This window comes from Serratia sp. SA088, assembly GCF_049065515.1.
Taxonomy (GTDB): Bacteria; Pseudomonadota; Gammaproteobacteria; order Enterobacterales; family Enterobacteriaceae; genus Serratia; species Serratia nematodiphila.
On sequence record NZ_JBAKGW010000007.1, the window covers coordinates 29,644 to 56,303 of the forward strand.

At 61.4% G+C, this 26,660-nt stretch carries 29 protein-coding genes; 13 read left to right on the forward strand and 16 right to left on the reverse strand.

What is annotated here, in order from left to right; all coding sequences use genetic code 11:
• Window positions 1–111: 111 nt before the first annotated feature.
• Entirely contained in the window at window positions 112–1,005 is an 894-nt protein-coding gene (locus ACOWVD_RS17680; RefSeq protein ID WP_049239955.1) for a LysR substrate-binding domain-containing protein, read from the reverse strand.
• A gap of 117 nt (window positions 1,006–1,122) precedes the next feature.
• Here ACOWVD_RS17680 and ACOWVD_RS17685 point away from each other — a divergent pair, with 117 nt between their 5' ends.
• The gene (locus tag ACOWVD_RS17685; protein ID WP_015377040.1) at window positions 1,123–1,902 is read left to right on the forward strand and encodes a HalD/BesD family halogenase; all 780 of its coding nucleotides are present in this window, start codon (window positions 1,123–1,125) and stop codon (window positions 1,900–1,902) included.
• 38 nt (window positions 1,903–1,940) lie between these two features.
• Here ACOWVD_RS17685 and ansP read toward each other — a convergent pair whose 3' ends face one another.
• Together ansP and ACOWVD_RS17695 are read right to left on the reverse strand one after the other, a co-directional pair.
• Window positions 1,941–3,407: an L-asparagine permease gene (gene ansP / locus ACOWVD_RS17690; protein ID WP_049239954.1), complete on the reverse strand. Its 1,467-nt coding sequence runs from the start codon at window positions 3,405–3,407 to the stop codon at window positions 1,941–1,943.
• 432 nt (window positions 3,408–3,839) lie between these two features.
• Window positions 3,840–4,277 carry a PACE efflux transporter gene (locus ACOWVD_RS17695; protein WP_004939694.1) on the reverse strand — a complete coding sequence of 146 codons (438 nt, stop codon included), beginning with the start codon at window positions 4,275–4,277 and terminating at the stop codon, window positions 3,840–3,842.
• 112 nt (window positions 4,278–4,389) lie between these two features.
• On the opposite strand from ACOWVD_RS17695, the gene ACOWVD_RS17700 reads away from it, so the two are divergent.
• On the forward strand, window positions 4,390–5,283 hold the full coding sequence (locus tag ACOWVD_RS17700) for a LysR family transcriptional regulator (RefSeq protein WP_004939692.1): 894 nt from the start codon (window positions 4,390–4,392) through the stop codon (window positions 5,281–5,283).
• Window positions 5,284–5,299: 16 nt separating this feature from the next.
• On the opposite strand, the gene ACOWVD_RS17705 is transcribed toward ACOWVD_RS17700, so the two are convergent.
• Window positions 5,300–5,863, reverse strand: coding sequence for a DedA family protein (locus ACOWVD_RS17705; RefSeq protein ID WP_421105710.1), 564 nt, complete (start codon window positions 5,861–5,863; stop codon window positions 5,300–5,302).
• 50 nt (window positions 5,864–5,913) lie between these two features.
• Window positions 5,914–6,591, reverse strand: coding sequence for a DJ-1/PfpI family protein (locus ACOWVD_RS17710; protein WP_049239952.1), 678 nt, complete (start codon window positions 6,589–6,591; stop codon window positions 5,914–5,916).
• 91 nt (window positions 6,592–6,682) lie between these two features.
• Here ACOWVD_RS17710 and ACOWVD_RS17715 point away from each other — a divergent pair, with 91 nt between their 5' ends.
• From ACOWVD_RS17715 to pbpG, 3 genes are all read left to right on the forward strand, one after another.
• The gene (locus tag ACOWVD_RS17715; RefSeq protein WP_049239951.1) at window positions 6,683–7,627 is read left to right on the forward strand and encodes a GlxA family transcriptional regulator; all 945 of its coding nucleotides are present in this window, start codon (window positions 6,683–6,685) and stop codon (window positions 7,625–7,627) included.
• A 45-nt stretch (window positions 7,628–7,672) separates the two neighbouring features.
• A complete protein-coding gene (locus ACOWVD_RS17720; protein WP_049239950.1) occupies window positions 7,673–8,776 on the forward strand; it encodes an adenosylhomocysteinase in 1,104 nt (367 codons plus the stop codon).
• Between the two features lie 151 nt (window positions 8,777–8,927).
• Window positions 8,928–9,857: a D-alanyl-D-alanine endopeptidase gene (pbpG, locus tag ACOWVD_RS17725; protein WP_048322449.1), complete on the forward strand. Its 930-nt coding sequence runs from the start codon at window positions 8,928–8,930 to the stop codon at window positions 9,855–9,857.
• Window positions 9,858–9,891: 34 nt separating this feature from the next.
• On the opposite strand, the gene ACOWVD_RS17730 is transcribed toward pbpG, so the two are convergent.
• Window positions 9,892–10,347, reverse strand: coding sequence for a GNAT family N-acetyltransferase (locus ACOWVD_RS17730; protein WP_004939676.1), 456 nt, complete (start codon window positions 10,345–10,347; stop codon window positions 9,892–9,894).
• 76 nt (window positions 10,348–10,423) lie between these two features.
• Here ACOWVD_RS17730 and ACOWVD_RS17735 point away from each other — a divergent pair, with 76 nt between their 5' ends.
• The 3 genes from ACOWVD_RS17735 (at window position 10,424) to ACOWVD_RS17745 (ending at window position 12,894) form a co-directional block, all read left to right on the forward strand.
• On the forward strand, window positions 10,424–10,828 hold the full coding sequence (locus tag ACOWVD_RS17735; protein ID WP_015377047.1) for a VOC family protein: 405 nt from the start codon (window positions 10,424–10,426) through the stop codon (window positions 10,826–10,828).
• A gap of 116 nt (window positions 10,829–10,944) precedes the next feature.
• Window positions 10,945–11,871 carry an alpha/beta fold hydrolase gene (locus ACOWVD_RS17740; RefSeq protein ID WP_273875082.1) on the forward strand — a complete coding sequence of 309 codons (927 nt, stop codon included), beginning with the start codon at window positions 10,945–10,947 and terminating at the stop codon, window positions 11,869–11,871.
• Window positions 11,872–11,973: 102 nt separating this feature from the next.
• Window positions 11,974–12,894, forward strand: coding sequence for a DUF808 domain-containing protein (locus ACOWVD_RS17745; RefSeq protein ID WP_004939666.1), 921 nt, complete (start codon window positions 11,974–11,976; stop codon window positions 12,892–12,894).
• Window positions 12,895–13,123: 229 nt separating this feature from the next.
• On the opposite strand, the gene ACOWVD_RS17750 is transcribed toward ACOWVD_RS17745, so the two are convergent.
• The 6 genes from ACOWVD_RS17750 to ACOWVD_RS17775 all read right to left on the reverse strand — a co-directional run bounded on the left by ACOWVD_RS17750 (window position 13,124) and on the right by ACOWVD_RS17775 (window position 17,479).
• Complete coding sequence (locus tag ACOWVD_RS17750; RefSeq protein ID WP_197798573.1) at window positions 13,124–13,663, reverse strand: GNAT family N-acetyltransferase; 540 nt, start codon at window positions 13,661–13,663, stop codon at window positions 13,124–13,126.
• Between the two features lie 314 nt (window positions 13,664–13,977).
• On the reverse strand, window positions 13,978–14,427 hold the full coding sequence (locus ACOWVD_RS17755; RefSeq protein ID WP_049239947.1) for a type II toxin-antitoxin system PemK/MazF family toxin: 450 nt from the start codon (window positions 14,425–14,427) through the stop codon (window positions 13,978–13,980).
• 152 nt (window positions 14,428–14,579) lie between these two features.
• The gene (locus ACOWVD_RS17760; protein WP_015377051.1) at window positions 14,580–15,392 is read right to left on the reverse strand and encodes a MetQ/NlpA family lipoprotein; all 813 of its coding nucleotides are present in this window, start codon (window positions 15,390–15,392) and stop codon (window positions 14,580–14,582) included.
• A gap of 130 nt (window positions 15,393–15,522) precedes the next feature.
• A complete protein-coding gene (locus tag ACOWVD_RS17765) occupies window positions 15,523–16,365 on the reverse strand; it encodes a DUF1460 domain-containing protein (protein WP_421105711.1) in 843 nt (280 codons plus the stop codon).
• 104 nt (window positions 16,366–16,469) lie between these two features.
• Window positions 16,470–17,012 carry a GNAT family N-acetyltransferase gene (locus ACOWVD_RS17770; protein WP_015377053.1) on the reverse strand — a complete coding sequence of 181 codons (543 nt, stop codon included), beginning with the start codon at window positions 17,010–17,012 and terminating at the stop codon, window positions 16,470–16,472.
• Window positions 17,012–17,479 carry an acyltransferase gene (locus ACOWVD_RS17775; RefSeq protein ID WP_325994829.1) on the reverse strand — a complete coding sequence of 156 codons (468 nt, stop codon included), beginning with the start codon at window positions 17,477–17,479 and terminating at the stop codon, window positions 17,012–17,014. Before ACOWVD_RS17775 ends, ACOWVD_RS17770 begins: the two co-directional genes overlap by 1 nt.
• A 205-nt stretch (window positions 17,480–17,684) precedes the next feature.
• On the opposite strand from ACOWVD_RS17775, the gene ACOWVD_RS17780 reads away from it, so the two are divergent.
• Window positions 17,685–18,275, forward strand: coding sequence for a Yip1 family protein (locus tag ACOWVD_RS17780; RefSeq protein WP_004939641.1), 591 nt, complete (start codon window positions 17,685–17,687; stop codon window positions 18,273–18,275).
• Between the two features lie 56 nt (window positions 18,276–18,331).
• Here the strand turns inward: ACOWVD_RS17780 and ACOWVD_RS17785 are convergent, their stop codons facing one another.
• Window positions 18,332–19,183: a DMT family transporter gene (locus ACOWVD_RS17785; RefSeq protein WP_049239944.1), complete on the reverse strand. Its 852-nt coding sequence runs from the start codon at window positions 19,181–19,183 to the stop codon at window positions 18,332–18,334.
• Between the two features lie 598 nt (window positions 19,184–19,781).
• On the opposite strand from ACOWVD_RS17785, the gene ACOWVD_RS17790 reads away from it, so the two are divergent.
• Genes ACOWVD_RS17790 through ACOWVD_RS17800 form a run of 3 tightly spaced genes read left to right on the forward strand, consistent with a single transcriptional unit; the run spans window position 19,782 to window position 22,475 of the window.
• A complete protein-coding gene (locus tag ACOWVD_RS17790; protein ID WP_044031702.1) occupies window positions 19,782–20,498 on the forward strand; it encodes an ABC transporter ATP-binding protein in 717 nt (238 codons plus the stop codon).
• Window positions 20,499–20,514: 16 nt separating this feature from the next.
• Complete coding sequence (locus ACOWVD_RS17795; protein ID WP_049239943.1) at window positions 20,515–21,471, forward strand: ABC transporter substrate-binding protein; 957 nt, start codon at window positions 20,515–20,517, stop codon at window positions 21,469–21,471.
• A complete protein-coding gene (locus ACOWVD_RS17800; protein WP_015377058.1) occupies window positions 21,468–22,475 on the forward strand; it encodes a FecCD family ABC transporter permease in 1,008 nt (335 codons plus the stop codon). Before ACOWVD_RS17795 ends, ACOWVD_RS17800 begins: the two co-directional genes overlap by 4 nt.
• 63 nt (window positions 22,476–22,538) lie before the next feature.
• On the opposite strand, the gene dld is transcribed toward ACOWVD_RS17800, so the two are convergent.
• From dld to ACOWVD_RS17815, 3 genes are all read right to left on the reverse strand, one after another.
• Complete coding sequence (gene dld, locus ACOWVD_RS17805) at window positions 22,539–24,245, reverse strand: D-lactate dehydrogenase (RefSeq protein WP_164095280.1); 1,707 nt, start codon at window positions 24,243–24,245, stop codon at window positions 22,539–22,541.
• Window positions 24,246–24,369: 124 nt separating this feature from the next.
• Window positions 24,370–25,164, reverse strand: a complete 795-nt coding sequence (gene map, locus ACOWVD_RS17810) for a type I methionyl aminopeptidase (RefSeq protein WP_033642282.1) — start codon at window positions 25,162–25,164, stop codon at window positions 24,370–24,372.
• Window positions 25,161–25,364, reverse strand: coding sequence for a ParD-like family protein (locus tag ACOWVD_RS17815; RefSeq protein WP_006324220.1), 204 nt, complete (start codon window positions 25,362–25,364; stop codon window positions 25,161–25,163). Before ACOWVD_RS17815 ends, map begins: the two co-directional genes overlap by 4 nt.
• A gap of 168 nt (window positions 25,365–25,532) precedes the next feature.
• Here ACOWVD_RS17815 and ddlA point away from each other — a divergent pair, with 168 nt between their 5' ends.
• Window positions 25,533–26,636, forward strand: a complete 1,104-nt coding sequence (gene ddlA / locus ACOWVD_RS17820; protein ID WP_325994827.1) for a D-alanine--D-alanine ligase — start codon at window positions 25,533–25,535, stop codon at window positions 26,634–26,636.
• Window positions 26,637–26,660 lie beyond the last annotated feature (24 nt).

A 26,660-nucleotide genomic window follows, 5' to 3' on the forward strand; every position in this document is an offset into this window, starting at 1 on the left:
GAATCGGTTCGCGATCCCGGTCGGCAGAGATAAATTAACAGGCTAAGGCAAGAGGCTTAAGCGTGCGGGGTTGTGCCTGACGCTAGCAAACATCGCCGCCGGGGTTCCGGCTTAGTCTGTAGGTGCGAGGGTTTGCAGCCAGCGGAGAAACGCCGCTGCGCCGGGTTTTTCCAGCGTGCGCGGCGGGTAAACCACGTAGTAGGGTTTGCTGAGCGGCAGCGCCGGTTCGGCCAGGGTGACCAGCCGGCCCTCCGCCAGTTCACGGGCGATCAGCCGCCGCTGGCCGAGCAGCACCCCGCGCCCTTGTACGGCGGCGTCGATGGCCAGCGAGGTCAGGTTATAGGTCAGCCCGCGCCGCGGCGGCGGCGACCGATCGGCGGCGGTGAACCACTCGTGCCAGCCCGGCAGAAACTGGCTCTCCTTGCCCCAGTCGACGTGGATCAGCGGCAGCTGCGTCCAGTCGCCGCGATCGCGCAGCGCCGGGCTGCATACCGGCTGCACCCGATCCTGAAACAGCTGCACCTTTTCCAGCAGCGGGTAATCCTGATCGCCGAAGCACAGGGCGAAATCCGCCGCCGAATGGGCGAAATCGACCGCCGCATGGGTCGCGTGCAGCCGCAGATCGCCGTCGGGGCACTGCGCCAGCCAGTCGCCCAGCGCCGGGTTCAGCCATTTGGAGGCCAACGCCGGCAAGGTGAACACCGTCAGCGTCTGCTTGCCGCGCTGGCGTTCGACGTGTTGCTGCGCCACGCGCAGCGTTTCAAACGCCTCCTGCACGTAGGCCAGGTAGTCCGAGCCCTGTTCGGTCAGCGTGACGCCGCTTTTGGCGCGAATGAACAATGTGATGCCCAGATGTTGTTCGAGCTGGCGGATCTGTTGGCTGACGGCGGCGGCGGTCAGCGCCAGCGCATCCGCTGCGCGGGCCAGGCTGCCGGTGCGAGCGGCGGTTTCGAACGCCAGAATGGCGCTCAGCTTGGGCAAGCGCGCACGGGACGGTGAGTGCATGAGCAGGGCTTATCGCTAATAATTCGTTAGCTTATCCATAACGTATTTTTGTTATGGCGGCAATGCGGCATTCGCTACAGTGAGAGGCATCCGGCTTTCGCACACGAGGGGAACGTCATGCCGCCACTTGCCGATATTATCGATCTGTCCGCCCATCCCATCGATGACGCCGCGTTCCGCGCCCGCTGCCGACAAACGCTGGCGCGCGCCGGCGCGCTGGTGCTGCCGGGATTTCTGCGTGAAGCCGCGCTGGCGACGGTGCGGCTGGAGGGCGCTGAACAGCACCATGCGGCGTTTTACGCCACCAGCAAACACAACGTGTATCTACGGCCGCAGGACGACGCGCTGCCGGCCGATCACGCGCGCAACCGGCTGGTGGTGTCGTCCAAGGGGTGCATTACCGACGAGGATATTCCGCCGCAGTCGCCGCTGCGCGCGCTGTACGACGCCCCGGCGTTTCGCGCGTTCCTGTGTGCGGTGCTGGGCGAGGCGCAGCTCTACCCCTACGCCGATCGGCTGTCGTCGATCAATCTGCATTACGCCCATACCGGTCAGGAGCTGGGCTGGCATTTTGACAACTCCTCGTTCGCCATCACGCTGCTGATCCAGAAACCGCAGGCGGGCGGGCGCTTCGAATACGTGGAGAACCTGCGCGACGCCGATCGCGGCGAGATGAACTATGCCGGGGTCACGCAGGTGCTGGACGGCGAGCGGGCGGTCAAACGGCTGGCGATGGAGGAGGGGGATTTGGTGCTGTTTCGCGGGCGCAACGCCATGCACCGGGTGACGCCGACCGAAGGCGACACCACGCGCATGCTGGTGGTGTTGGCCTACAATGCGCAGCCGGACGTGATGCTGTCGGAAAGCGCCAGAATGACGTTCTACGGGCGGTTATAGCGGATAAAAAAAACCGCCCCGGAGGGCGGTTTGTCGATTCAGCGTTGGCTCTGTTCTTCGTGAGCCTGCTGTTCCAGCTTCACTTCCTGCGCGCGTTTGCGCAGGCCGAACCAGCCCAGCGTCAGCAGCACCGCCAACACCGGAATGGTGGCGATGGTCCAGGTGCCGTTCGGGTAGTCGAAGGCCATCATCACCACCACGATCAGCAGAAACGCCAGCGTCAGCCACGAAGTGAACGGCGCGCCCGGCATTCTGAACGACACCGGCTGCGCGCGGCCTTCGCGCACGGCTTTGCGCAGGCGCATCTGGCAAACGATGATAAACGCCCAGGAGGCGATGATGCCCAGCGAAGCGATGTTCAGCACGATCTCGAACACCTGCGCCGGCACCAGGTAGTTGAGCACCACGCCGATCACATAGATGCCGCAGGTGACCAGGATGCCGGCGTAAGGCACCTGCTGGCTGCTCATTTTAGCCATCAGCTTCGGCGCGGAGCCGCCCATCGCCAGCGAACGCAGGATGCGGCCGGTGGAGTAGAGGCCGGAATTGAGGCTGGACAGCGCGGCGGTCAACACCACGATGTTCATGATGGTGCCGATGTAAGGCACGCCCAGCTTGCTGAAGAAGGTGACGAACGGGCTTTGGCCGGCCTGATAGGCGTTCCACGGCAGCAGCAGCACCAGCAGCACCACGGAGCCGACGTAGAACAGACCGATACGCCAGATCACGCTGTTGATCGCTTTGGGCATCATTTTGGCCGGATCTTTACACTCGCCGGCGGCGGTGCCGATAAGCTCGATGCCGGCGAAGGCGAAGATCACCCCTTGCACCAGCACCAGCGCCGGCAGCAGGCCGTGCGGGAACATGCCGCCGTTTTCGGTGATCAGGTGCATGCCGGTGGTGTGGCCGGCGACCGGGGTGCCGGTGCCGAGGAAGACGACGCCGACAATCAGGAACAGCGCGATGGCGGCGACCTTGATCAGCGCGAACCAGAACTCCATCTCGGCGAACCACTTCACGCCGATCATGTTCATGGTGGCGACGATACCGAGCGCGCCGAGGGCGAACAGCCATTGCGGCACGTCGGCGAAGGTGCCCCAGTAGTGCATGTACAGCGCCACGGCGGTGATGTCGACGATGCCGGTCATTGCCCAGTTGAGGAAATACATCCAGCCGGCGACATAAGAGGCTTTTTCACCGAGGAATTCGCGGGCGTAAGAAACGAAGCTGCCGCTGGAAGGGCGATGCAGCACCAGTTCGCCCAGCGCGCGCAGGATGAAGAAAGAGAAGATCCCGCACACCAGATAGACCAGCGCCAGCGCCGGCCCGGCCAGTTCGAGACGGCCCCCGGTCCCGAGGAACAAACCGGTGCCGATGGAGCCGCCGATGGCGATCATTTGGATTTGCCGGTTGCCCATGCTTTTGTGATAACCGGATTCATGAGAGTCTAGCCAGCGTCTTCTGGCGGCGTGTTTGTCATCCGCCGACTTTTTTTGTGAGTGCATTATCCGTCCTGTTTACCTGTCTATGTTAACCCTGCTCTTAATGAGAGCAAACGATTGCTATGACCAATCGTTATGAGAATGAGGTCGTGGCATCATTCCGCTGTTTATTGTGTATACAGCCATCATTAAAATAACGGCGAAGCATGCTACCTTTTCTCCGTAATGGTGGCAAAAAATACTGCGCATAAAACGTGAACAAGTGTGTTTATTTTTTAATCCAAATATAAAAGAATATATTATTCAAAAAGATGTGATGTTTTATCAAGACGGAAATATCGAGGAATAAAAAGTGATTAAAATCACAAAATAATAATTACCGTGCAAATTACAGGGTGTTGTTCTTATATTTCGCGGCGAGAAATAAGAGGAAGGAAATGGCGACCCGCGCAGAAAATGGGATAAAGCAGCGGGTCGGTTGGCGCGTAACGAGTCTTAGGCCGATTCACCGGCCGGCAGTGCCGATGCGGGCAGGCCGAACAGCTTGTCGAACGCCCAGTTAAACAGGAAGGTGTAGCAAGGAATGATAACGATCAGCGCCATATCCAGCAGCAGCGCCTGCCACAGCGTGATGCCCATCCACCAGGCGATCAGCGGGATCAGATACACCACCAGCGTTAGCTGAAAGCCGACGGCGTGCAAAATGCGGCGTTTGAGCGTGCGGGTGCGCGACACCTGGCGGCTTTCCCACCACTCGAATAAATAGTTGTAAATAAAGTTCCAGCTGACCGCGATGGTGGTGATCACCACCGCCAGCGGCCCGGTGCTGCTCGGCGCATGGCCCGACAGCAGCGCCAACCCCAGCGCCGAGATCGCCATGCCGATGATTTCATAAGCGGTGACATACACCAGTTTGCGTTTGACGCCTTGCATCGTTTTCTCCCGATCTGTTTTTAGTTGCCTCTGTGGCGACGGCGGCTAAGATAACGTCAACCACATTGATAGAAAAAGTCAGGAGTTGTCAGTTTTACTGACAGATAAAACAATGAATTTCTCCAGCGACAATATCGAACTGTTTTTGGCGGTGCTCGATCGCGGCTCGTTTTCCGCCGCCGCCCGCGCGCTGCGGCGCGTGCCCTCCGCCGTCAGCATGGCCATCGCCAACATGGAGGCGGAGCTCGGTTTCGCCTTGTTCGACCGTTCTCACCGTGAACCGACGCCGACCGCGCTGGCGTTGGCCCTGGCGCCGCACGCCCGCCTGATCGCCGGGCAGCTCAAGCAGCTGCAGGTGCACGCCATCGAACTGTCTCAGGGGCTGGAGAGTCGGCTTTCGATCGGCGTGGCGTCGGATATCAACGGCGCCGGCCTGCTGGCGGCGGTGAAAACGCTGTCGCAGCGTTATCCGCTGCTGAACATCGAAGTGCTCAGCGCGCCGCAGGACGACGTGCTGCACATGCTGCACGAGGGGCGCATCGGTGTTTGTCTGGCGTTCGGCGGGCTGAACGTCAATAGCGCGGAGCAGTTCCACTTCGTCGGCGCGGAGTCGCTGGTGGCGATGCTGTCGCCGCAGCACCCGGCGCTGGACGGCGCGGCGGGTGAGCTGTTTCTCGAGGATCTGGTCAACGTGCGGCAGATCATGGTGGCCAGCCGCGATCTGCCGATCGGCGATCTGCGTCCGCAGGTGGCGGAGGCGTACTGGCGCACCGACAGCCTGCCGATGGCGCTGAACATGGTGGAGGCGGGCCTGGGCTGGGGCAACTTCCCGCTGTCGCTGGCCGAGCCGCTGCTGGCGCAGGGGCGTCTGGTGCGGCTGAAATTCAAAAACACCAAGAACGAGCTGCGCTTGCCGATGCATTTGATCTGGCTGAAGAATCGCCCGTTGGACAAGGCGGCGCGCGAGCTGGTCGAACTGATGCGCGCGGCGCCGCAGGAAAGCTGACGCCCGCTGCGTTTGCTTACTCCGGGTGGCGTTTACGCCACCAGAAACGCACCAGCAGGATAGCGGCGATCGCCAGCGCGACAAACAGCAGGCTGGAGAGCTTTTTGTCGAAGCCGGTAACGAAGCGTTCGAGCGCCTGGCCGCCAAAATAACCGAGCATGACGAAGATCGTCGCCCAGAGAATGGCGCCGAGGATGTTCAGCGGCACGAAGCGCGACGGCGGCAGGCGGCTGGCGCCGATCAGCACCGGGCCGATGATGCGGAAACCGTACATGAAACGCACTCCGATAACGAACAGCATCGGGTGGCGGGCGATCAGCCTTCTGGCGCGCGCGATGCGCTTTTCCTGCCCCTTGAGCCGCGAGATGACGCGGCCTTCGAACCGGCGGCCGGCGAAGTACAGCAACTGATCCCCCAGCGTGCCGCCCAGCGCCACTACTGCGATCACCCACGGCCAGTGCAGCAGCTCTTCATGGGCGGCGATGCCGCCCAGCAGCGTGATGGTTTCCCCCTCAGCCAGGCAGCCGATAAACAACGCCCAGTAGCCATAGTCCGTAATGTAGTGAGCCAAATCGGTCATTCCTTACTCCTTATGTGGCTGACGCATAAGGGCAAGTATACGCCCGATCGCTAGCCTTGGGCGATCTGGGCCACCAACGCTCTGCGCTGCGCCAGACTTTCCGCCATTTGTGCCTGTACCCTGGCGTAAATGTGCGGCGGGGCCAGTTCCGGCGTGCCGCCCGTGAACGGCGGGGCCGGGGCGTATTCCAGATAGAGTTGGATCGTTTGGGCAGTGTCTTCGCCGTGCAGTTCGGCGATCAGCGCCAGCGCGAAATCGATGCCGGCGGTAACGCCGCCGCCGCTGATCACGTTGCCGTCACGCTCTACGCGTGCAGCGCTGGGTATGGCGCCGAACAGCTTCAGGCTGTCGCGCATCGACCAGTGGCAGGCGGCGCGTTTGCCCGGCAGCAGGCCGGCGGCGGCCAGGATCAGCGAACCGGTGCATACCGAAGTCAGATAGCGGGCATCGGCGCCCAGCCGCCGGATTTGCTGCATGAATGCTTTATCCTGCAGCGCTTGGGTGCAGCCGCTGCCGCCCGGCACGCACAGCACATCGCAGCGTGCGATCTCCGGCAGCGGGCGCAGCTGGGTGAAGTGCAAGCCTTCCGACTCGACATCCGCGCCGTCTACCGAGGCGACGATGATTTCCGCGCCTGGCATGCGGCGCAGGAACTGCAGTGGGCCCGTGAAGTCGAGCTGGGTGACGCCTTGATAGATGGGAAATACAATCACCAGTGATTCAGACATGATATTCGCCTCATTTTTATCGTTGGACCTGGGCCATAATAGCCGCCCTGTTTTTGGCTGATATGACAGATAACCCTCAAAAAGCGCCATCATGAAAACGATCGGTTTTGTGGTTTTTCCCGGTTTTAACCTGCTGGACTTTGCCGGGCCGCTGGCGGCGTTCGATAACGTCAGCCAGTTCACCGACCCGCCGGCCTACCGCTGTGTGGCGATCTCGCCGCAGGGCGGCATGGTCGCCAGCTCGGCCGGGGTGGAAATCGCCACGCAGCCGTGCGGCGGCGAGCGTTTCGATACGTTGGTGGTGGCCGGCGGCAGCGGCAATGTGATGGCGGCGCAATCACCGGCGCTGGCGGCGTTCCTGGCCAAGCAAAGCCGACGAGCGCGGCGCATCGCCAGCGTATGTACCGGCGCGTTTATTCTGGCGGCCTGCGGGCTGCTGGACGGCAAGCGCGCCACCACTCACTGGTATCATGCGGCGCGGCTGCAGCAGAACTACCCGCGCATTCGCGTCGACAGCAACCGCATCTTCATTCGCGACGGGGATATCTGGACCTCGGCCGGGATCAGCGCCGGCATCGATCTGGCGTTGGCGCTGATCGAAGACGACCTGGGCGCCACCCTGGCGGCGGCCGTGGCGCGGCAGCTGGTGGTCTATCACCGACGCCCCGGCGGGCAGTCGCAGTATTCGCTGTTGCTGGCGCTGAATCCGTCGTCGGATCGCATGCGCGCCGCGCTGTCGTACGCGCGCGAGCATTTGCACCAGCCGCTGTCGGTGGCGGATCTGGCCGACGCCGCGTGCCTGAGCGAGCGTCAGTTCGGCCGGCTGTTCCGCGCTGAAACCGGGCAGACGCCGGCCAAGGTGGTCGAGCAATTGCGGGTCGAGGCGGCCAGGGTGCGCATCGAAGAGAGCGCCGAGCCGCTGGAAGCGATCGCCCGTTCGGTGGGGTTCAGCGATCCGGAACGCATGAGGCGGGCGTTTATCCGCGTATTTGGCCTGTCGCCGCAGGCGATCCGCCGGCTCGGCCGCGCGGGATAACTTTTTTGCCACGCCTGGCGGCGGGGCGCACCAGAGGAGCAACGGATGTATCAGGATTTTGACAGTGAATTGAGCTGGGCGACGCGTCATATGCCGCGCACCCGGGCGGCGGTGGCGGCGTTGCCGGACCTGCACGGGGTGCGGCTGGCGTGCAATATGCACCTGGATCTGAAAATGGCGCCGCTGGTGGCCGGCCTGCTGGACAAGGGCGCAGCGATCTTCCTGACCACCTGCAATCCCACTACGGTGCAGGACGACGTGGTGGCCTGGCTGGAACGGCGGGGCGCGCAGGCCTATGCCTGGCGTGACATGAGCGCCGGCGAATGGTCGGAATCTTTCGATCGCGCGTTGGCCTGGCAGCCGACCCACCTGTGCGAAATGGGAGCGGATTTGACCACCCGTTTGCACCAATCGCCGAACGGCCCGCAGATCGTCGCCGGGCTGGAGGCCACCGGATCGGGCATCAATCGGTTAAACGGCGTGGCGCCGCGCTACCCGATCTTCAACTGGGACGATCTGCCGGTGAAAGAAGGGCTGCACAATCGGCATATGGTTGGGCTGACCGCCTGGCACACCTTCTTCCAGACCACCCATTTGACGCTGCATGAAAAGCGCGTGCTGGTGATTGGCTACGGCCTGGTCGGGCAGGGGACGGCGGCCGCGGCCAGGGCCTACGGCGGCCAGGTGATGGTGGCGGAAATCGATCCGGCGCGTGCGCTGCAGGCGCGTTATGACGGCTGGCAGGTGGTGGATCTGGCGAGCGGGGTCGCGCAGGCGGACGTGATCGCCACCGCGACCGGCGCGAAAAACGTGCTTTCGGCGCAGCATCTGCAACAGGCGCAGGACGGCGTATTTATCCTCAACGTCGGCCACGTGGCGGAAGAGATCGACGTCGGCTTCCTCAAGGGCCTGCAGCACCACGAGCCGATGCCTTATGTGAACGCTTACCAACTCAATGAGAAGACGGTTTATTTGCTGGCCAACGGCTCGATGTTCAACCTGACCGCCGGCTACGGCGACAGCCTCAACGCCTTCGACGTCACGCTGGCGGTGATGGCGGCCGGCATCGGCCATATCGTCGGCGCAGGGGCGCGGCAAACGCCGGGGCTGTACCTGCTGCCGCAATCGGCGTGGCAGCCGGCGCTGTAACTTTTTCTACGCGGGCGTTCATCCCAGAGCGCCCGCGGGCTGCGTCGTTTTTCGGCCGACAGAATTTGTCACAAATCCGCCCTATAATCCCAGTGCCAAGCGCTGAACCCTCACATATAATTCGCTGAGTTCAAGCCCCCATTTCAGAGTAATGCCTGTGAAAATACGTGTTTTGGTTCTGACCCTGCTCGCTTTGCAGGCGGGCGCAGGCTTTGCGCCGCGCGCGCTGGCCAGCGACAACGCTGCCGCCCTGCACGCCACCCAGCCTGAGCTGGCCTCCGGCAGCGCGATGGTCGTCGATATGCAAACCCATAAGGTGATGTACGCGCGCAACCCGGATGAAGTGGTGCCGATCGCCTCGATTACCAAGCTGATGACCGCCATGGTCACGTTGGACGCGCACCTGCCGCTCGACGAGATGCTGTCGGTGGACATCCACCAGACGCCGGAGATGAAAGGGGTGTATTCACGGGTGCGGCTGAACAGCGAAATCAGCCGCAAGGATATGCTGCTGCTGGCGCTGATGTCGTCGGAAAACCGCGCGGCCGCCAGCCTGGCGCACCACTATCCGGGCGGCTACAACGCCTTCATCAAAGCGATGAACGCCAAGGCCAGGGCGCTGGGTATGACCAACACCCATTACGTGGAACCGACCGGGCTCTCTATTCATAACGTGTCGACGGCGCGCGATCTGACCAAACTGCTGATCGCCACCAAGCAATATCCGTTGATCGGCCAGCTCAGCACCACCACTGAGCGCATGGCCAGCTTCAAGGATCCGAACTACACGCTGCCGTTCCGCAACACCAATCACCTGGTGTACAACCCGAAATGGAACATTCAGCTGACCAAGACCGGCTTCACCAACCAGGCGGGGCACTGCCTGGCGATGCGCACCGTGATCGGTAACCGCTCGGTGTCGCTGGTGGTGCTGGACGCCTTCGGCAAATACACCCATTTCGCCGACGCCAACCGTCTGCGCAGCTGGATTGAAACCGGCAAGGTGACGCCGATCCCGGCCGCCGCCCGTGACTATCGCCGCCAAAAAGACGCCCGTCTGGCGAAGAACGACAGCGAATAACCCGCCTGACGGCCTGCTCGTTTGCAGCAGGCCGCTATCGGCCCTCGGGCCGTCTGATGACAAATCCCCGCTCGCGATCGCCGTCGAAACCCGCTTTGAGATAAAGCTGGTGCGCGCCGGTGCGTTGCTGCCCCGACAGCAGCATCACCTTGTAACAGCCTTTACGCCAGGCCAGCTGCAGCGCGTATTCAATCATGGCGAGCGCTACGCCGTGGCCGCGGTAGGGCTCCGCCGTCACCACGTGTTCGATGACGCCGAACGGCTGCGCCTGGTGCGCCAGCCCCGGGATCAGCGCCAGCATGCAGGTGGCGATCGGCTGTTCCTCGTCCGCCGCTACCACCAGGCGGATCGCCGGATCGTCCAGCAGGCGTTGCAGGGCGCGGCGCGCGTCGTCGGCGCGCAGCGGCGCGTCCTGCGGGCGCAGCTCGCGATACAAGGCTAACAGGCCGTTGAGATCGTCCGGCTGCGCCAGGCGATGAATGATGCTCATGATTGCTCCTTTCCGCCGCTTCAACGGTAATCCGCTATCCTCCATTAATACCACAACGATTGTCGGAGGGGATGTTATGAGTCAGGTTTCGACCTTTGTCATGTTCCAGGGAGAGGCGCAGCGGGCGATCGACCTTTACAGCCAGGTGTTCGAGCGTTTTCGGCTCATGCAGGTGCAGCATTACGATCCGACGCCGGACGGCCGGCGGTTGATCAAGCATGCGTCCATCGATTTCGACCGGCAGAACCTGGTGTTCATCGACAGCCCGATCAGCCATGACTTCAGCTTCACCCCGGCGGTGTCGCTGTTCATCAACCTGCCTAACGAAGAAGCGTTGGAGCGGGCGTTCCACCGGCTGGCGGAAGGCGGCAAGGTGCTGATGCCGCTCGATGACTACGGCTTCAGCGCCCGGTTCGGTTGGCTGAACGATCGTTTCGGCCTCTCTTGGCAGCTCAATGTGCCGGCGGGGGATCTGCCCTGACGCCAAGGGCGTGCAAAAGGGATGGTAGCGCCTGCGGTTGTTTCATATGCTTACCCCCGTGGTGGCAGGGAATTCTGCCGTGGGCAATACCGACAACATTCATGGAAAGGTGCGCTTTGATTGATTTTGACCGCTATGTTGAGCAAGCGAAGTCTTACGGCGAGTGGCCGGGCGGGCACGTGGAGATGTCGTCCGGTCGCGTTGAGGGATTGAGCTATCTCCTGTATCGGCAAACTGCCGCGAGTGCAGACGTGATGGTGGTGTATCACGGCGGCGGGGTTAACAGCGCCGCCGGGTATGACGTTCTTGCGCGCCAGTTGGCGGCCGAGCCAACGCTCGCGGTGTGCCTGGTCGATATTCGCGGACATGGCGATTCCACGGGAGAGCGGGGGACGGTTGAGCGGCCTGAGCGTATTTGGCGCGATGTCGATGTCATCCTGGCGGAAATGCGCCGCCGGTTTCCGTTGGCGCGCAGGCACCTGCTGGGCCATTCGAGCGGCGCCGGGATGTTGCTCAACTACCTGACCCGCTATCCTTGCGAGCAGCAGGCGGATAGCCTGATCCTGCTGGCGCCCGAGCTGGGGCCATTTTCCGGCATAGCCCGCGATCTGGCGGCGGCTCGTTTTGCCCAGGTGCGTCAATGGCCTTTTGTGGCCAATGCGCTCAGCGGTGGGCGATGGTTCGGGCAATCTCGGGCGGTCAGCCTGAATTTTCCCCCGGCCGTGCTGGCCACCTCCCCCGATTTTGTCTGCCAATACAGCGTCAATATGGCTAACGCCTTGACGCCTCGCGCCCCGGCCAAGCAACTGGCGGCGCTGCGATTACCGACTTTGCTGCTGGCGGCCGCGCAGGACGAGTTGTTCAATGCGCAAGCGATGCAGCGTTTCGTTGAACAGCATGGCAGCGTGCATGTGGCATTGGGTTTGCTTGAGGGGAGTACGCATTTATCGTGCGTCTTTGATGCCCATCGCCTTGTCCTTCAACATATCTCGCGCGCGTTCGCTATCGGATCCGATGAGGGGCTGCCAGGCGAGAGGTTTTAACGTCCACCCGGCGTTTTCCGCGATCCTCCCATATCCTTTTATGACGCTTTACCGCTATGCTAAACATAGAATGGCCCGTGAATATGAAAAGGATGAATCATTTTGGCAGGAAGTAGTTTACTTACCCTTATCGACGACATCGCCTCGTTGTTGGACGATGTCTCTTTAATGAGCAAGATGGCGGCGAAAAAAACCGCCGGGGTGCTGGGGGACGATCTGGCGCTCAACGCGCAGCAGGTCACCGGCGTTAAAGCCGACCGCGAGCTGCCGGTGGTGTGGAGCGTCGCCAAAGGCTCGCTGATCAACAAGGCGATCCTGGTGCCGTTGGCGCTCTTGATCAGCGCCTTCGCGCCCTGGGCGATTACGCCGCTGCTGATGGTGGGCGGCGCCTACCTGTGTTACGAAGGGTTCGAAAAGGTGTTTCACAGCCTGAGCCACGGCAAGGCGGCGCAGGAGGAAAAATCGGACGGGCCCGGCGCCAATGAGGATGCCGCAGCCTATGAGAAGCGCAAGGTGAAAGGGGCGATACGCACCGATTTTGTGCTGTCCGCCGAGATTATCGCCATCACCTTGGGCACCGTCGCCGGCGCCACCTTCAGCCAGCAGGTGATCGTCTTGTGCGGCATCGCCGTCGTGATGACGCTCGGCGTGTACGGCATTGTCGCCGGCATCGTCAGGCTGGACGATCTGGGGCTGTATCTGAGCCGCAAAGGCAGCGCGTTGGCGCGCGCCATCGGCAGCGGCATCGTGCGCGCCGCGCCTTATCTGATGAAAACGCTGTCGATCGTCGGCACTGTCGCCATGTTTATGGTCGGCGGCGGTATTCTGACCCACGGTTTGCCGCCGGTGCATCACCTGTTCGAAGATTGGGCCTCATACACCACCGTGGTGCCGACGTTTGGCCATCTTTTGCAGGGTGTGGTTCCGGCCCTGCTGAACGTGGCGTTCGGGCTGGTGGCCGGCGGCGTGGTGCTGGCGGTGGTATCGGCGCTGGGGGCGGTACGCGCGCGTTTCAAGGCATGATGAAAAGTCTCGCCCCGGAAGGGGCGGGACGTATTAAGCGCATTAAAAGATCAGTTTGAGAACGCCGGTAATCGTCAACAAACCCACGATAAAGATGATGGCGACTATCCACAGAATAATTTTCATTTGATTCTCCCTTACCGGTTAAAGGTGGCGCGCGATTGGCGCTAACTCAATGAAATCACTCTTCACTATAGACGCTAACTCCTTATCGTGCGTCGCCATGCCTTCAAGGATGCTGATTGTCGCCCGCGCCCAGCGCGCGCTGCATGATGTGGGTGTCGCGCCATTCCCCCAGCTTGAATCCCACGGCCTTTAACGTCCCGACGCTGGTAAAGCCGAGCGACTGGTGCAGCGCCAGCGAGCCGCGGTTGGCGGCGGAATCGCCGACGATCGCCAGCATCTGGCGCCAGGGGCCTTGCTCGCAGCGGGCGATCAGCGCGCTCAGCAGCGCCTTGCCGACGCCTTTGCCCTGCTGCCCTTCGGCGATGTACACCGAGTCTTCCACGGTAAAGCGATAGGCCGGCCGGGGGCGATACGGCGTGGCATAGCAGTAGCCCACAATACGGCCTTCGCTTTTCGCCACCAGCCAGGGCAGGCCGGCCTCCCGCACCTTGCTCAGGCGCAGCTGCATTTCCGCCCGCGTCGGCGGTTGTTCTTCAAACGAGGCCGCTCCGTGCAGCACGTGGTGGGTGTAAATATGCTGCACGGCGGCCATATCGTCCGGCGTGGCGTCAAGGAGACTGAGTACGGGAGCGGAGAGCGTCATGGCGGGTCTGTTCACCTTGAAAATCAGCGGATAAACGGCATTATGCGCGCCGCTCGCCGCCGGGGTAAATCGGGTTTTCTTATGGTGAGATAAGAAAACCCTATGGGAACGTTCGCCGCGCATCGGTCAGGGTAGAAAGGCTGAGGGGGCAAGAGCGGAAAGATAAGAAATCGGTGGGCGCTTGATAGGCAAAAGCCCAGCTGGATGGCTGGGCTTCGCAGGTCCCTGAAAGGGAGGGTATAGCATAAGAGCCTTTATCGGCTACGGCGACAATTTCACCTGATTTGTCTGTTTTGTCAACAACAGCGTACTGGTCAGAACAGCATATTTTTGGCGTTGATCGACTTAATGACGGCGCGTTGTATGTCAGCAACAAGCTCGCGCGACAGACACTGGGTAAGAAAGCCTCTCTCTTTACGGGCTCTGTTCAGCCGTTGGCGGCTGACTTGCTGCACCAGATCGCCCTTTGCCCAGCGGGTTTGCGGATGAAAGAATCTCATATCTTCGATGAGTTCACGCGTAATTTCGATGTGCAATCCCCGTTCGATCTTACTCGAATCTCTGGTGGTCGACAGCGGTACGATAATGCAGGCGTTGCCGTTAATTTTGCCATTTAACACAACAACTGAACGGTTCTTCACCATTTCTGGTGGAATGTGGCCATCATAAAAGCCGGCTTCATGCGGTTGGCAGACTGATAGGGGATAGTTGCCATAGTTGCACTCAAGAATTTCCCCGACCTTGGGGGCAAATTTGATCGGCATCGAGACACTCCTTTGTTGTGAACAATCCGTGTTATGGAGGAATGAGCATGCGGGCGTTTTGCTTTTAGAGAAAGGTGTGGCGTAAGGAAACGGGGAATGGAAGTGAAATATTGCGGATTCGTATGCAGAATCCGCCTTGATGGTGGCCGAATTTACCAGCCTTTCACCGCGCCGCCGTTGAAGATTTTTTCGGCGGCTTTGGCCACTTCATCCGACTCATAGGCCTTGATGAAGTTCTGCACGTTCGGCGCGTCCTTGTTGTCTTCGCGCGTGACGATGATGTTGGTGTACGGCGAGTCTTTATCCTCGATGAAGATGCCGTCTTTGGTCGGCGACAGGCCGGTCTGGTTGATGTAGGTGGTGCTGATGACGGCGACGGTGACTTTCGGATCGTCCAGCACGTGCGGCAGCTGCGCGCCTTCCAGCTCCATGATCTGATAACGATGCGGGTTGGCGCTGATGTCCAGGGCGGTAGGCAGCAGCCCCTTACCAGGCTTCAGGCTAATCAGCCCGGTTTTTTCCAGCAGCAGCAGGGCGCGCCCCAGGTTGGTCGGATCGAGCGGGATGGCGATCACCGCGCCGTCCGGCAGCTCTTTCAGCGATTTTATCTTTTTGGAGTAGCCGGCCATCGGGAAGACGAAGGTATTGCCGACCGCCACCAGCTTATAGCCGTGATCTTTGTTTTGCTGTTCGAGGAATGGGCGGTGTTGGAACACATTGGCGTCCAGTTCTCCCTTGTCGGTGGCGTCGTTCGGCAACAGCGAGCCGCTGAAGCCGACCAGCTCGACGTCCAGCCCATATTTCTCTTTCGCCACCTGCCTGGCGACTTCCGCCACGTCCTGTTCCGCGCCGTTGATGACGCCGACTTTGATATGGTTTTGGTCGGTTTTTTGATCGCAGCCCTGCAGCGCCAATACGGCGGCGAAGGCCGCCGCCAGAGGGGTGATACGCCAGCGTAAGGTCATCGAAGTCTCCCTGAAAAGAACAATAAAATCAGTTGGTTTTTGTTCTTACAGCTAAGCCTGAACCGCCGATGAAGTCAAACGCTCGTTCAGCATAAACGGCTATAGCTTATAGCCGTTATGCGATGGGGGATTATCGGCTGAGTGAACGCAGCACCACGATGCCCGGCGTAGCCATCACGTAATCCATAAAGGGCGAATCGACCACCCGCATGTTGGCTTTGCGCGAAGAGGCGTTGCGCAGCACCGGGCCGTTGTCGGTCATCACGAAGATGCCGGTGTGGGTCACGTCCAGCCCGGCGAGGTTGGTGTAAATGCCGATGTAATCGCCGGTGCGCAGTTGGGCCAGCACCTTGTCGTCGACGCGGTCGCTGGGAATGTAGGTCACGCTGCGCTGTACGTTGGGCAAACCGGGCAGGTAGCTGCTGCCGTCCGCCTTCTGGTTGAGGTTTTTCACGAGGGTGACGGCGTGCGGGCTGAGCTGCGCGGTGATGTCTTCGGCCACCTGGTGCGGCCGCTGCGCCCAGTCGGTGAAGAAGTGCTTGCGTTGCGGGAAGGCGATGTTGCCGTCGACGTAGCGGATGTCTATCAGCCGCTGTACGAACTCGCCCTCGCTGTGGGCGGTGCTGAGCGCTTCCACATAATCGATGTAGGTGAAGCAATCCAGCCCGCGGAAGTCGATCACCAGCTGCTCGGGCGTGTTCTGCGAGCCGATCAGGCGATTGGCGAGATAGGGGGTGCCGAGAAACTCGCGCGAAATCAAATCGACGGTGCGGCCATGCGGCTGCGCGGCGGGCCAACCGGCGCGCAGCGCGAGGATTTCACGCAGCTTGCTGCGGGTGCTGGCGTCCATCTCCGGCTGCACGCTCGGCGGCGCAACGGCGGCGTCGGTCGGCGGCGTTGCCGGGGTGGGGCGCTCGGCGCATCCGCTCATGGCGATAGCTAACATCAGTAAAACAGCCTTGTTCTGGTTCATACGGCCCTCCCTGGGTGTCGCTGGCTTATCAGAGTAAGTGATAACAGTTCTCATCCGATGGTAGGGGTTAAAAAGTAAACATAGCCTCAATGGCAATCGATAAATCAGTAACCGATTTCGCTATTGAACGGCAAATACCAGAACAGCGCGATTTCGTGATCGGCGATCTCCGGCTCGGCGCGGTACAGCAAACGATCGATGCCGCCGAGAATAAACCCGTAATGCTGGTAGCAGCGGCAGGCCGCCAGATTGTTGTTCTGCGTTTCGAGCATCATACCCGAGGTTTCCTGCTGCCGCGCCCACTGTTTGGCGCAGTCCAGCAGCGCCCCGGCGATGCCCTGGCGGCGCGCGTCAGCGCTGACCGCGATCTCGTCGATCAGGGTGTAGCCGTTCCAGTTTTTGCTCAGCGTAATATGGCCAACGGCGTCGTCCTGGCGATACGCCAGGAAGGTCACGCTGTCTTCGTTGGCGAACGGCGCCAGCGGATACTGCTTGCGAAATGGCGCCACCGGGCGGGTTGGCCAGCTGTCGACCGGGCTGTCGAACTGCGGCAGGGCGTAACAGGCGATGGTAAAGCCGAAATCGCCGCGCGTCAGGTAATCATCGGGCAGCGCCTCAATGGCCGCGATGCGGATGGCCGGGATCATTACGGCAGCTCCCGCAGCAGGCGCGCCGGATTGCCGGCATAAATCCCCTTGCGGGTGATGTCGCGGGTCACGACCGCCCCGGCGCCGATTACCGTATCGCTGCAGATCTCCACCGCCAGGATCGTGGCGCCGGAGCCGATGGACACCCGATCGCCGATGCAGGTGCGCCCCCAGCAGGCCGGATCGGCATTGGGCGCGCCGTCTTTGAACAGATCGTTGGCGAAGGTGACGCCGTGGCCGACAAAGCACGCTTCGCCGAGGGTGACGTATTCGCAGATAAAGCTGTGCGATTGAATTTTACTGCGCGCGCCGATGCTGACGTGGCGCTGGATCTCGACGAACGGGCCGACGAAGACATCGTCACCGAGCCGGCAACCGTACAGATTGCAGGGTTCGATCACGGTAACGTTGCGCCCGGCTTCGACGTCGACGATCCCCGCCTGGCGGGTGGTGATAACGGATGACATGACCTTCCTCACAGCCTGGTTTTCATGGTGGGAGTATAAGACAAAGCGCCGCGGCGTTGCGCTTTCCGCACGTTTTTTCGCCGAAAGACTATAATGAGTACAGGGGAGAGAGCCCCGTGGCCGCAATCCTCGCACGGGTAGCAGTCCGTCAGAGGTGTGAAATTCGTTCGCCGATCGCGGCCTACGGCGAGATTGGAGGTGTCTCATGGTCAGTCATGTTTGGGGACTTCTGGCGCATCCCAGCGCCGAGTTCGAACAGATCAAAAGCGAGAATGAAAGCGTCTCGCACCTATACACCCATCACGTGTTGCTCTTGGCAGCCATCCCGGTGGTCTGCGCCTTTATCGGCACCACCCAGTTGGGCTGGCTCTCCGGCGAGGGACATGCCATCAGGCTCGACATGTTTACCGCGCTTTATACCGCCGTGGCGTTCTACCTGCTGATGCTGGCGGGCGTAGCGGCCATGGGGAAAGTCATTCACTGGATGGCGCGGCGTTATGAATCGCGCCCCAGCCTGCACCGCTGCATGGTGTTCGCCGGCTATGTGGCGACCCCGATGTTCCTCAGCGGGATTGTGGCGCTCTATCCGGTCGTCTGGCTGTGTCTGTTTGTCGGCATTATCGGCCTGTGCTATTCGGGCTATCTGCTGAATCTGGGGATCCCGCACTTCCTGAATATCGACAGTAAGGAAGGGTTCATCTTCTCCAGCTCGACCTTCGCTATCGGCATTCTGTTGCTCGAGCTGCTGCTTGGGGTGACGGTGCTGCTGTGGGGGTACGGTTCCTGGTTATTCTGAGTTAACGGCTGTTGTTGTCGCCCCCGGCCGGTGGAACGGCGCGGGGGCTTTTGCTTTTATGCGCGGCGGAAAACCAGCATCACGCCGAGCACGATGCCCGCCATCCCCAACAGGCTCAGCGCGGCCAGCGCGTGGCCGAGCAGCAGATAATCCAGCAGGGCGGTCACCGCCGGGATCAGATAGAACAGGCTGGTGACCTGCACCAGGTTGCCGCGCTGGATCAGGCGATACAGCAAGAACGTCGCCAGCACCGAGATCACCACCGCCATCCACAGCAGCGGCAGCACGAACTCAGGCCGCCAGTCGACCCGCAGCGGCTCAAACGGCAGCGCCAGCGTACACATCAATAGCCCGATGGCATACTGCAGCGGCAAGACCGCCAGCGGCGGCTGCGTCATGCCCTTTTGCAGCAGGGTGCCGGCGGTCATGCTCCCCAATGCGATAAAGGCGAACAGCATGCCGCTCGGCGAGAAATGGGCCACCATCAGGCTTTGGTACACCACCAGCGTCAGCCCGGCCATCGCCAGCGCCAGCCCGAATGCGCGCAGCCCGGTGCAGCGCCGTTCGGTGATGAACTGGGTGAGGATCGGCTGTACGCCGAGCAATGTGGCCAGCACGCCGGGCGTAATGCCCTGTTCCAACGCCAGCAGATAGCAGATCTGATAGCTGCCGATCATCAACACGCCGATCAGCGCGACGCGCCGGCGGGTGCCGGCGGCGGGCAGGCACTGGCGCCGCCACAGGCCGATGGCCAACAGCACCGCCAGCGCGATGGCGCAGCGGAAGAACAGAAAAGCGAAGGCGGAGGCGTGCTCCAACCCCCAACGGGAGATGATCGCGCCGCTGCTCCAGAGCAGGACGAACAGCGTAGCCAGGCCGGCATTGGCCCAGAGAGAAGGTAATCGCATATCAATTTCACCTGTCGTGAAAATTACAGGCTCCGGCGCGCGCGGCGGTCTACGCCTGAACGCAACAGATCACTAAGCCGGAGGTAAAAAGTCGGTTTGGCTTAACGCACAACCACAAGGCGTGGCGGGTAAGCGGCAACCGCAGAAACGACAGAAGAAACGGCGGGTGGGGCGGAGGAAGCACACAGCAAAACGACGGCCGGAACGGTCGCGTTTGTCGGATCTGTGCTGTGCGCCAGATAGGTCATGTGAGTTCCTGAAAACCGTGAATGAAACCAGTCGCTTTAAACATAACCAAGTTCAGCGGGGCGTGCAATCGGAAATCACAGAGACATTAATGATAATGAAAATCATTATCATTAATAAAAAGGTGTGCTATGTTGCTTTAACCACGCCGTTTTGACGCAGGGCGCGGCTTGCCCTCTGCCTTGCTTCACGCAGCGCGTGCGGCATAAGAGTTTGCGATTCGCTTTTGCAGAAGGCGAGCAATCGTGGTAAAAATACTGATATGTTATAATGTAACAATTTGTGCATGATGAATTCAGCTCACGACATCCTCCATGTTGATGGAGTTAGCCTGACCGGACACGGCGGGGCATTGATACTCGACAACATCCATTTCGCGCTCCGCGCCGGTGAGAAGCTGGCGGTGATCGGCCCCAACGGCAGCGGCAAGTCCAGCCTGTTGCGCACCCTGATCGGCGAAACGCGGCCGGACAGCGGCGGCATTTACTGGCGAGGGCGCGCCTTGTCCGCGTGGCCGGCGGCGGAGCGCGCCAGAAGCATCGCCTTTCTGGCGCAAAACGATCTGCCGGATTTGCGGCTGTCGGTTGAGGATTACGTGGCGTTGGGCCGTTTACCGCATGGCGAACGCTCTGCGACGGGAAAGCGCATCGTTGATGAGGCCATCGGGGAAACCGGGCTGGCGCCGCTCAGGCACCACCCGTTGGGGCGGCTCTCGGGCGGCCAGCGCCAGCGCGCCGCACTGGCCCGGGCGTTGGCGCAGTCTCCCGACTTGTTGTTGCTGGATGAACCGACCAATCACCTCGATCCGCCCGGGCGCTCGGCGCTGCTGTCGTTAGTGAAAAATAAAGATATCGCCGTGATTGCGGTGCTGCACGATTTGCCCGTGGCGGAGGCGTTTGCCGATCGGATCCTGGTGCTCAACGAAAGCCGCCAGGTAGCCTGTGGTACGCCCGAGGCGGTGTTGCAGACCCCGGTGATTTTGCCGGTGTTCGGCATGAACAGTTTCAAGGTGGCGCACCCCGTCAGCGGGAAAACGCTGCGTATTTTTGACGTTCCCCATTGCGCTTGATAAACCAGAGAGAAATATGAACACACGCGTATTCCCCCTGCTCCTGCTGCTGGCCGGCGGGGCGGCGGCGGCCGAAAAATTTCCCGTCACCGTAGACAGCTGCGGTTCGCCGATCACCTTCAACCAGGCGCCTCAACGCGCCGTCATCAACGACATCAACATGGCCGAGATGGTCTTTGCGCTCCATCTGCAGGATCGCATTGTCGGGCTGACCGGCATCACCGGCTGGTACAAACTGACGCCCGACTTCAAGGCGGCGATGGGCGCCATTCCTGAACTGGCGCCGAAATATCCCGCTTTGGAAACGTTGCTGGCGGCGCAGCCGGATTTCTTCTTCGCCGGCTGGAATTACGGTATGAAGATCGGCGGCGACGTCACGCCGGAGAAGCTCGCCCCGTTCGGCATCAAAACGCTGGTGTTGAGCGAGAGCTGCGTGCAGGCCGGCGGGCGGCCGCAGAAGGCCGATATGAACCTGCTGTATGACGATGAGCTAAAGCTCGGCAAGATTTTCGGCAAGCCGCAAGAGGCAGCCGCGTTGGTTGAAGGCTGGCGCCGCCGGTTGGCTGCGCTGCCAGTCAGGACGGCGGGTCAGACGCCGCTCAAGGTGTTCGTCTATGACTCGGGGGAGGAGAAGCCTTTTACCAGCGGCAAATACGCCATGCCGACGGCGATCATCGAAGCGGCGGGCGGCCGCAACGTGATGGACGGTTTGCCGGCGAGCTGGACGACGGCGTCCTGGGAGGCGGTGGCGGCGGCCGAGCCCGACTTCATTATTCTGCTGGATTACCAGACCGGTTCGGGGGCCGATGCGCTGCGGCGTTTCCTCGAGTCTCACCCGTTGATGAAATTGACCCCCGCGGTACGGCACCACCGTTATCTGAAACTGCAGTATGCGGAGCTGACGCCGGGGCCGGCCAACATCGGCGCGGTGGAAAAGCTGGCGCGGGCGCTGTACGCGCCGGAGGCTGAATGAACTCGCCGACCCGGCGATTTATGCTGCTCGCGCCGCTGGCGCTGTCGGTATTGTGTGGGCTAATGATCTGGAGCCTGCAGCTGGGCAGTGTCGCGCTGTCATGGCGGCAGGCGTTGGCGGCGTTAGGGCTCGGTTCGGCGCCCCTCTCCGGCATGCTGGATACCATCGTCGTGCAACTGCGAATGCCCAGAGCCCTGTTGGCGGCGTTGACCGGCGCCGGGCTGGCGATGACCGGCGCGTTGCTGCAGACTACCACCCGCAATGAGCTGGCCGATCCTTTTTTGTTTGGGCTCTCCTCCGGCGCCTCCGCCGGCGCGGTGCTGGTCATCACGCGCTTCGGCGATGCGCTGGGCGCGCTGACGTTGCCGCTGTCCGCTTTCGCCGGCGGCATTTTGTCCGCGATGGCGGTGATGATCCTGTTTCGCGTCAGCCGGGTCAGGCGCGCCGAGCAGCTGATCGTCTGCGGCCTGGCGGTCTCGTTTTTGTTCAGCGCGCTCACCAGCTACCTGGTGTTTTCCGGCGATCAGCGGGCGGCCGGCTCGGTGTTGTTCTGGTCGCTGGGCGGGCTGGGGCTGGCGCGTTGGGATAATCTGTTCATTCCGTTGGCGAGTTTCGTGCTGCTGGCCGGGTTTACGGCGCTGCGTTGGCGGGCGCTGGACGCGCTGCTGGCGGGCGAGCACACCGCCCATTCGATGGGGGTCAACGTCGCGCGCCTGCGCACCGAGACCTTTCTGTGCTGCGCACTGTCCACGGCGTTTCTCGTTTCGCTGACGGGCGTGATCGGTTTTGTCGGGCTGATGGTGCCTTATCTGGCACGGCGCCTGGTGGGCGTGCGCCACCGCTTGTCCGTGCCGATGTGCGGCCTGCTGGGGGCGATGCTGCTGACCGGCGGCGACATGCTCAGCCGCAGCCTGATCCCCAATCAGGAGCTGCCCATCGGCATCATTACGGCGGGGCTGGGGGGCGCGTTCATCGTCTCCTTGCTGCTGCGTGCGGAACGCTGAATGGGCCATTGAAGGTCAACAGGAAGGTGAGGTGGCCCGCCTCGGCAGGCCAATCGGGCGCTCTTAGCGGGGGTCTTCGGCCCAGCCTTTGCGTTTGCTGGTTTTGCCGATGCCGGGGTTGAAGCTGTTGGTCGGATCGGCGGTGCGGTAGAACGCCTGCAGATCCGGTTTGGCGTGGTACAGGTGGCCGACGTTATGCTCCGCCGGGTACTCGGCGCCGCGCCGGTTGAGGATCTCGAGCATCTTTTCTTTCAGTGCATGGCTGTCCACGCCTTTTTTCACCACGTAGTCCTGGTGGAAGACGTGGCACATAAAGTGGCCGTAATACAGCTTATGCACCAACTGACTGTCGATCTCCGGCGGCAGCGTTTCGAACCAGTCGGTGTCGTTGCGGCGCAGGGCGATGTCCAGCGCCAGAATATCCTCCACCTTGTCGGCGTGCACCGCGTGGTAGCGCACCGCGGCGCCGGCGGCGGCGAAGCGGTGCAGGAAGGCCTTTTTGCCTTCGTCAGGCGTGCAGGCGAAGAAGGCGCCTTCGGCCTGGGCGAAATAGTCGGTCAGGTAGCGCTGGGCCTCTTCCACGCCGGGGCCGGCCATCTTCAGCAGCAGATGGTGTTCGAAACGTTCACGGTATTCCTTCATGCGTTTCGGCAGGTGGCTCGGCGCCAGATGGCTCAGGCCCTGCATCAGCCGATCGGTCAGGTTGTGCGGCAGCAGCGGCAGCTTGTTGAGACTGGCGTCCATGCGGCCTTTCAGGGTGAAGAAGCGCGGCATCTGATCGGTGCCGAGCTTGTCGATCATCATGAAGGTGTCTTTGCCGTACACCTCGGCGATGTCGAAGATATCGCGGTGCATGTATTCACCGGCCACCGGCAGGTTTTCGAATTTGCTCAGCATGTGGCGGCGCAGTTCGGTCAGCACCGCGGTGTCGTTGGTGCCGATATAGAACACCTGCTCTTTGCCCTCTTTCTCGAAGGTGTCAAGCCGCACCGCGAACACCGCCAGCTTGCCGGCGCAGCCGGAGGCCTCGTACAGGCGGCGTTTGTCGGCGTTGAAGCGGGAAGGGGTGTCGGCATCGACGTCGCGCACCCGGCTGGCGTATTCGTTATCCGAGGCGCGCAGCTCGCCGTATTCGACGTCCTCCGGGCGATAGTCGCCTTTTTCCAGCCGGGTGAGGATCTCTTCCGGCGTGTCGCCAAGCCGGATGCCCAGATGGTTCACCAGGCGCAGCTGGCCGTCTTCCCCTAACTGGGCGTACAGCGCCATTTCGGTATAGGCCGGGCCGCGTTTCACCAGCGAGCCGCCGGAGTTGTTGCACACGCCGCCAATCACCGAGGCGCCGATGCAGGAAGAGCCGATCACCGAATGCGGTTCGCGGCCGTAGGGTTTGAGCAATTTCTCGAGGTGGTGCAGGGTGCTGCCGGGAAAACCGACCACCTGCTTGCCGTTGTCCAGCACCTGAATATGATCGAGGCGCAGGGTGCTGACGATGACGATATCGCGATCATAGTCGTTGCCGCTGGGGGTTGAGCCTTCGGTCAGGCCGGTATTGGCGGCCTGCATGATGACGATTTTGTCGGCGGCCACGCAGGCCTGCAGAATGCGCCACAGCTGCAGCAGGCTGGTGGGAAACACCACCGCCAGCGCCTGGCCTTCGCCGGAGCGGAAGCCCTTGCGATACCGTTCGGTGTTGCGATCGCCGGTCAACAGCTGCGGGCCGCCGACGATGTCCTTGAGCTGATTGATAAACGTCTGATTGCCTGACTGCATGCTGCCTGTCTCCCTGTCATCCCCGTCGCCTTAACCGCGGCGCCGGTGCCGCGCAATAAGCTAAGAGGCTATCAATTAAATAACTTATTAAGCCATCAGCTTATTAAGCTAATGGCTTGTGGGTTTAGTAGCGCTCGGCGTAGCCGGCCCGGCGCTCTTCGTCGCGCAGCGTCAGGATTTCCACGCCGTCGGCGGTGACCGCCACGGTGTGCTCCCACTGCGCCGACAGTTTTTTGTCGCGCGTCACCACCGTCCAGCCGTCTTTCTTCTGCTTGATGCGGCGGTCGCCCTGGTTGATCATCGGCTCGATGGTGAACACCATGCCTTCCTGCAGCGCCATGCCGCTGCCGGGTTGACCGTAGTGCAGCACCGCCGGCTCTTCGTGCATGTCGCGGCCGATGCCGTGGCCGCAATATTCCCGCACGATGCTGTAGCCGGCCTGTTCGGCGTGTCGCTGGATGGCGTGGCCGATATCCCCCAGAGTGGCGCCCGGTTTGACTGCGCGAATGCCTTGCCACATCGATTCATAGACGTTGTTCACCAGCCGTTTGGCCAGCGGCGTCACCTGGCCGATGCAGTACATTTTGCTGGAGTCGGCGATGTAGCCGCCGTTTTCCAGCGTGATATCCACGTTGACGATCATGCCGGAACGCAGGATTTTGCTGGCCGACGGCACCCCGTGGCACACCACGTCGTCCACGGAGGTGTTGAGCACATAGGGGAAATCATACTGCCCCTTGCTGGCCGGGCGCGACTTCAGCTCTTCGACGATAAACGCCTCGGCGCGGTCGTTGATCTCCATGGTGGAGATGCCTTCGACGATGACCTCATCGAGCATAGCAAACACTTTAGCCAACAGAGCGCCGGAATGGCGCATTTTGGCAATCTCTTCCGGCGTTTTAATCACAATCTGTTTCACCCGACAATCTCCTTCAGCGTCAGCGCGTTATCTTTCATCATTTTTTTTACCAGTTGCGGGTAAGTCAGTTCCGGATGGAACTCCGCCAGCATGCCGATCTTGATCCAGTACTCGGCCTGCGCGTTGATCGAACGCGTCATGGTCAGGCTGGCGAGGCGCAGATCGTCATGCAGCGCGTCCGAAATTTTTACGATGCCCATCGGCGTCTCCATAAATGAACAATATACGAAGTGTATACGTTTTGGATGGTCGCGATGTGGCATTCTGTGGCGTAAGAAGATTCTGGCAACAACGATTGCCGCCGCCAGGCAATGCGTTTATTGTGATAAACGACTTTTTTGCCATGATTTTTCAGAAGGATTTAAGGCGTGACTAAACTACGTGTTGGGGTGATTTTTGGCGGTAAATCGGCGGAGCATGAGGTGTCGCTGCAGTCGGCCAAAAACATTGTGGATGCAATCGACAAAGAGAAGTTTGACGTCACGCTGCTGGGGATCGACAAACAGGGGCAGTGGCACATCAACGACGCCTCCAACTATCTGCTCAATGCCGAGAACCCGGCGCTGATCGCGCTGAACCGCTCGAACAAGAACGTGGCGCTGATCCCGGGCCAGGAAAAACAGCAGCTGATCGAAGCGGGCAGCGCCGGCGCGCTGGGCCAGCTCGACGTCATCTTCCCGATCGTGCACGGCACGCTGGGAGAGGACGGCTCACTGCAGGGGTTGCTGCGCATGGCCAATATGCCGTTCGTCGGCACCGGCGTGCTCGGCTCGGCGGTCAGCATGGATAAAGACGTGACCAAGCGCCTGCTGCGCGACGCCGGGCTGGCGGTGGCGCCGTTCGTCACCCTGACGCGCGCCAATCGCGCCGGGTTCACGTTTGAGCAACTGAGCGAGCGCCTCGGCCTGCCGCTGTTCGTCAAGCCGGCCAACCAGGGCTCGTCGGTCGGGGTCAGCAAGGTGGAAAACCGCGCCGAGTTTGACGCGGCGGTGGCGCTGGCCTTCAGTTTCGATCACAAGGTGCTGGTGGAGTCGGCGATCGTCGGCCGCGAGATCGAGTGTGCGGTGCTGGGCAACGACGATCCGCAGGCCAGCGTATGCGGCGAGATCGTGCTGAGCGACGCTTTCTACTCCTACGACACCAAATACATCAATGAGCAGGGCGCTCAGGTGGTGGTGCCGGCGGCGATCGCGCCGGAAGTAAGCGACCACATCCGCGAGGTGGCGCTGAAGGCGTTCCGCGCGCTGGAGTGCTTCGGGTTGGCGCGGGTGGATGTGTTCCTGACGCCGGACAACCAGGTGGTAATCAACGAAATCAACACGCTGCCGGGCTTCACCAACATCAGCATGTATCCCAAGCTGTGGGCTGCCAGCGGTGTCAGCTATCAGGCGCTGATCACGCGCCTGATCGAATTGGCGCTGGAGCGCCACCAGCAGGATCGCGCGCTGAACAGCTCGGTGTTCGATCGCTAAACGCGGCAGGGGGCGGCGGTGCCG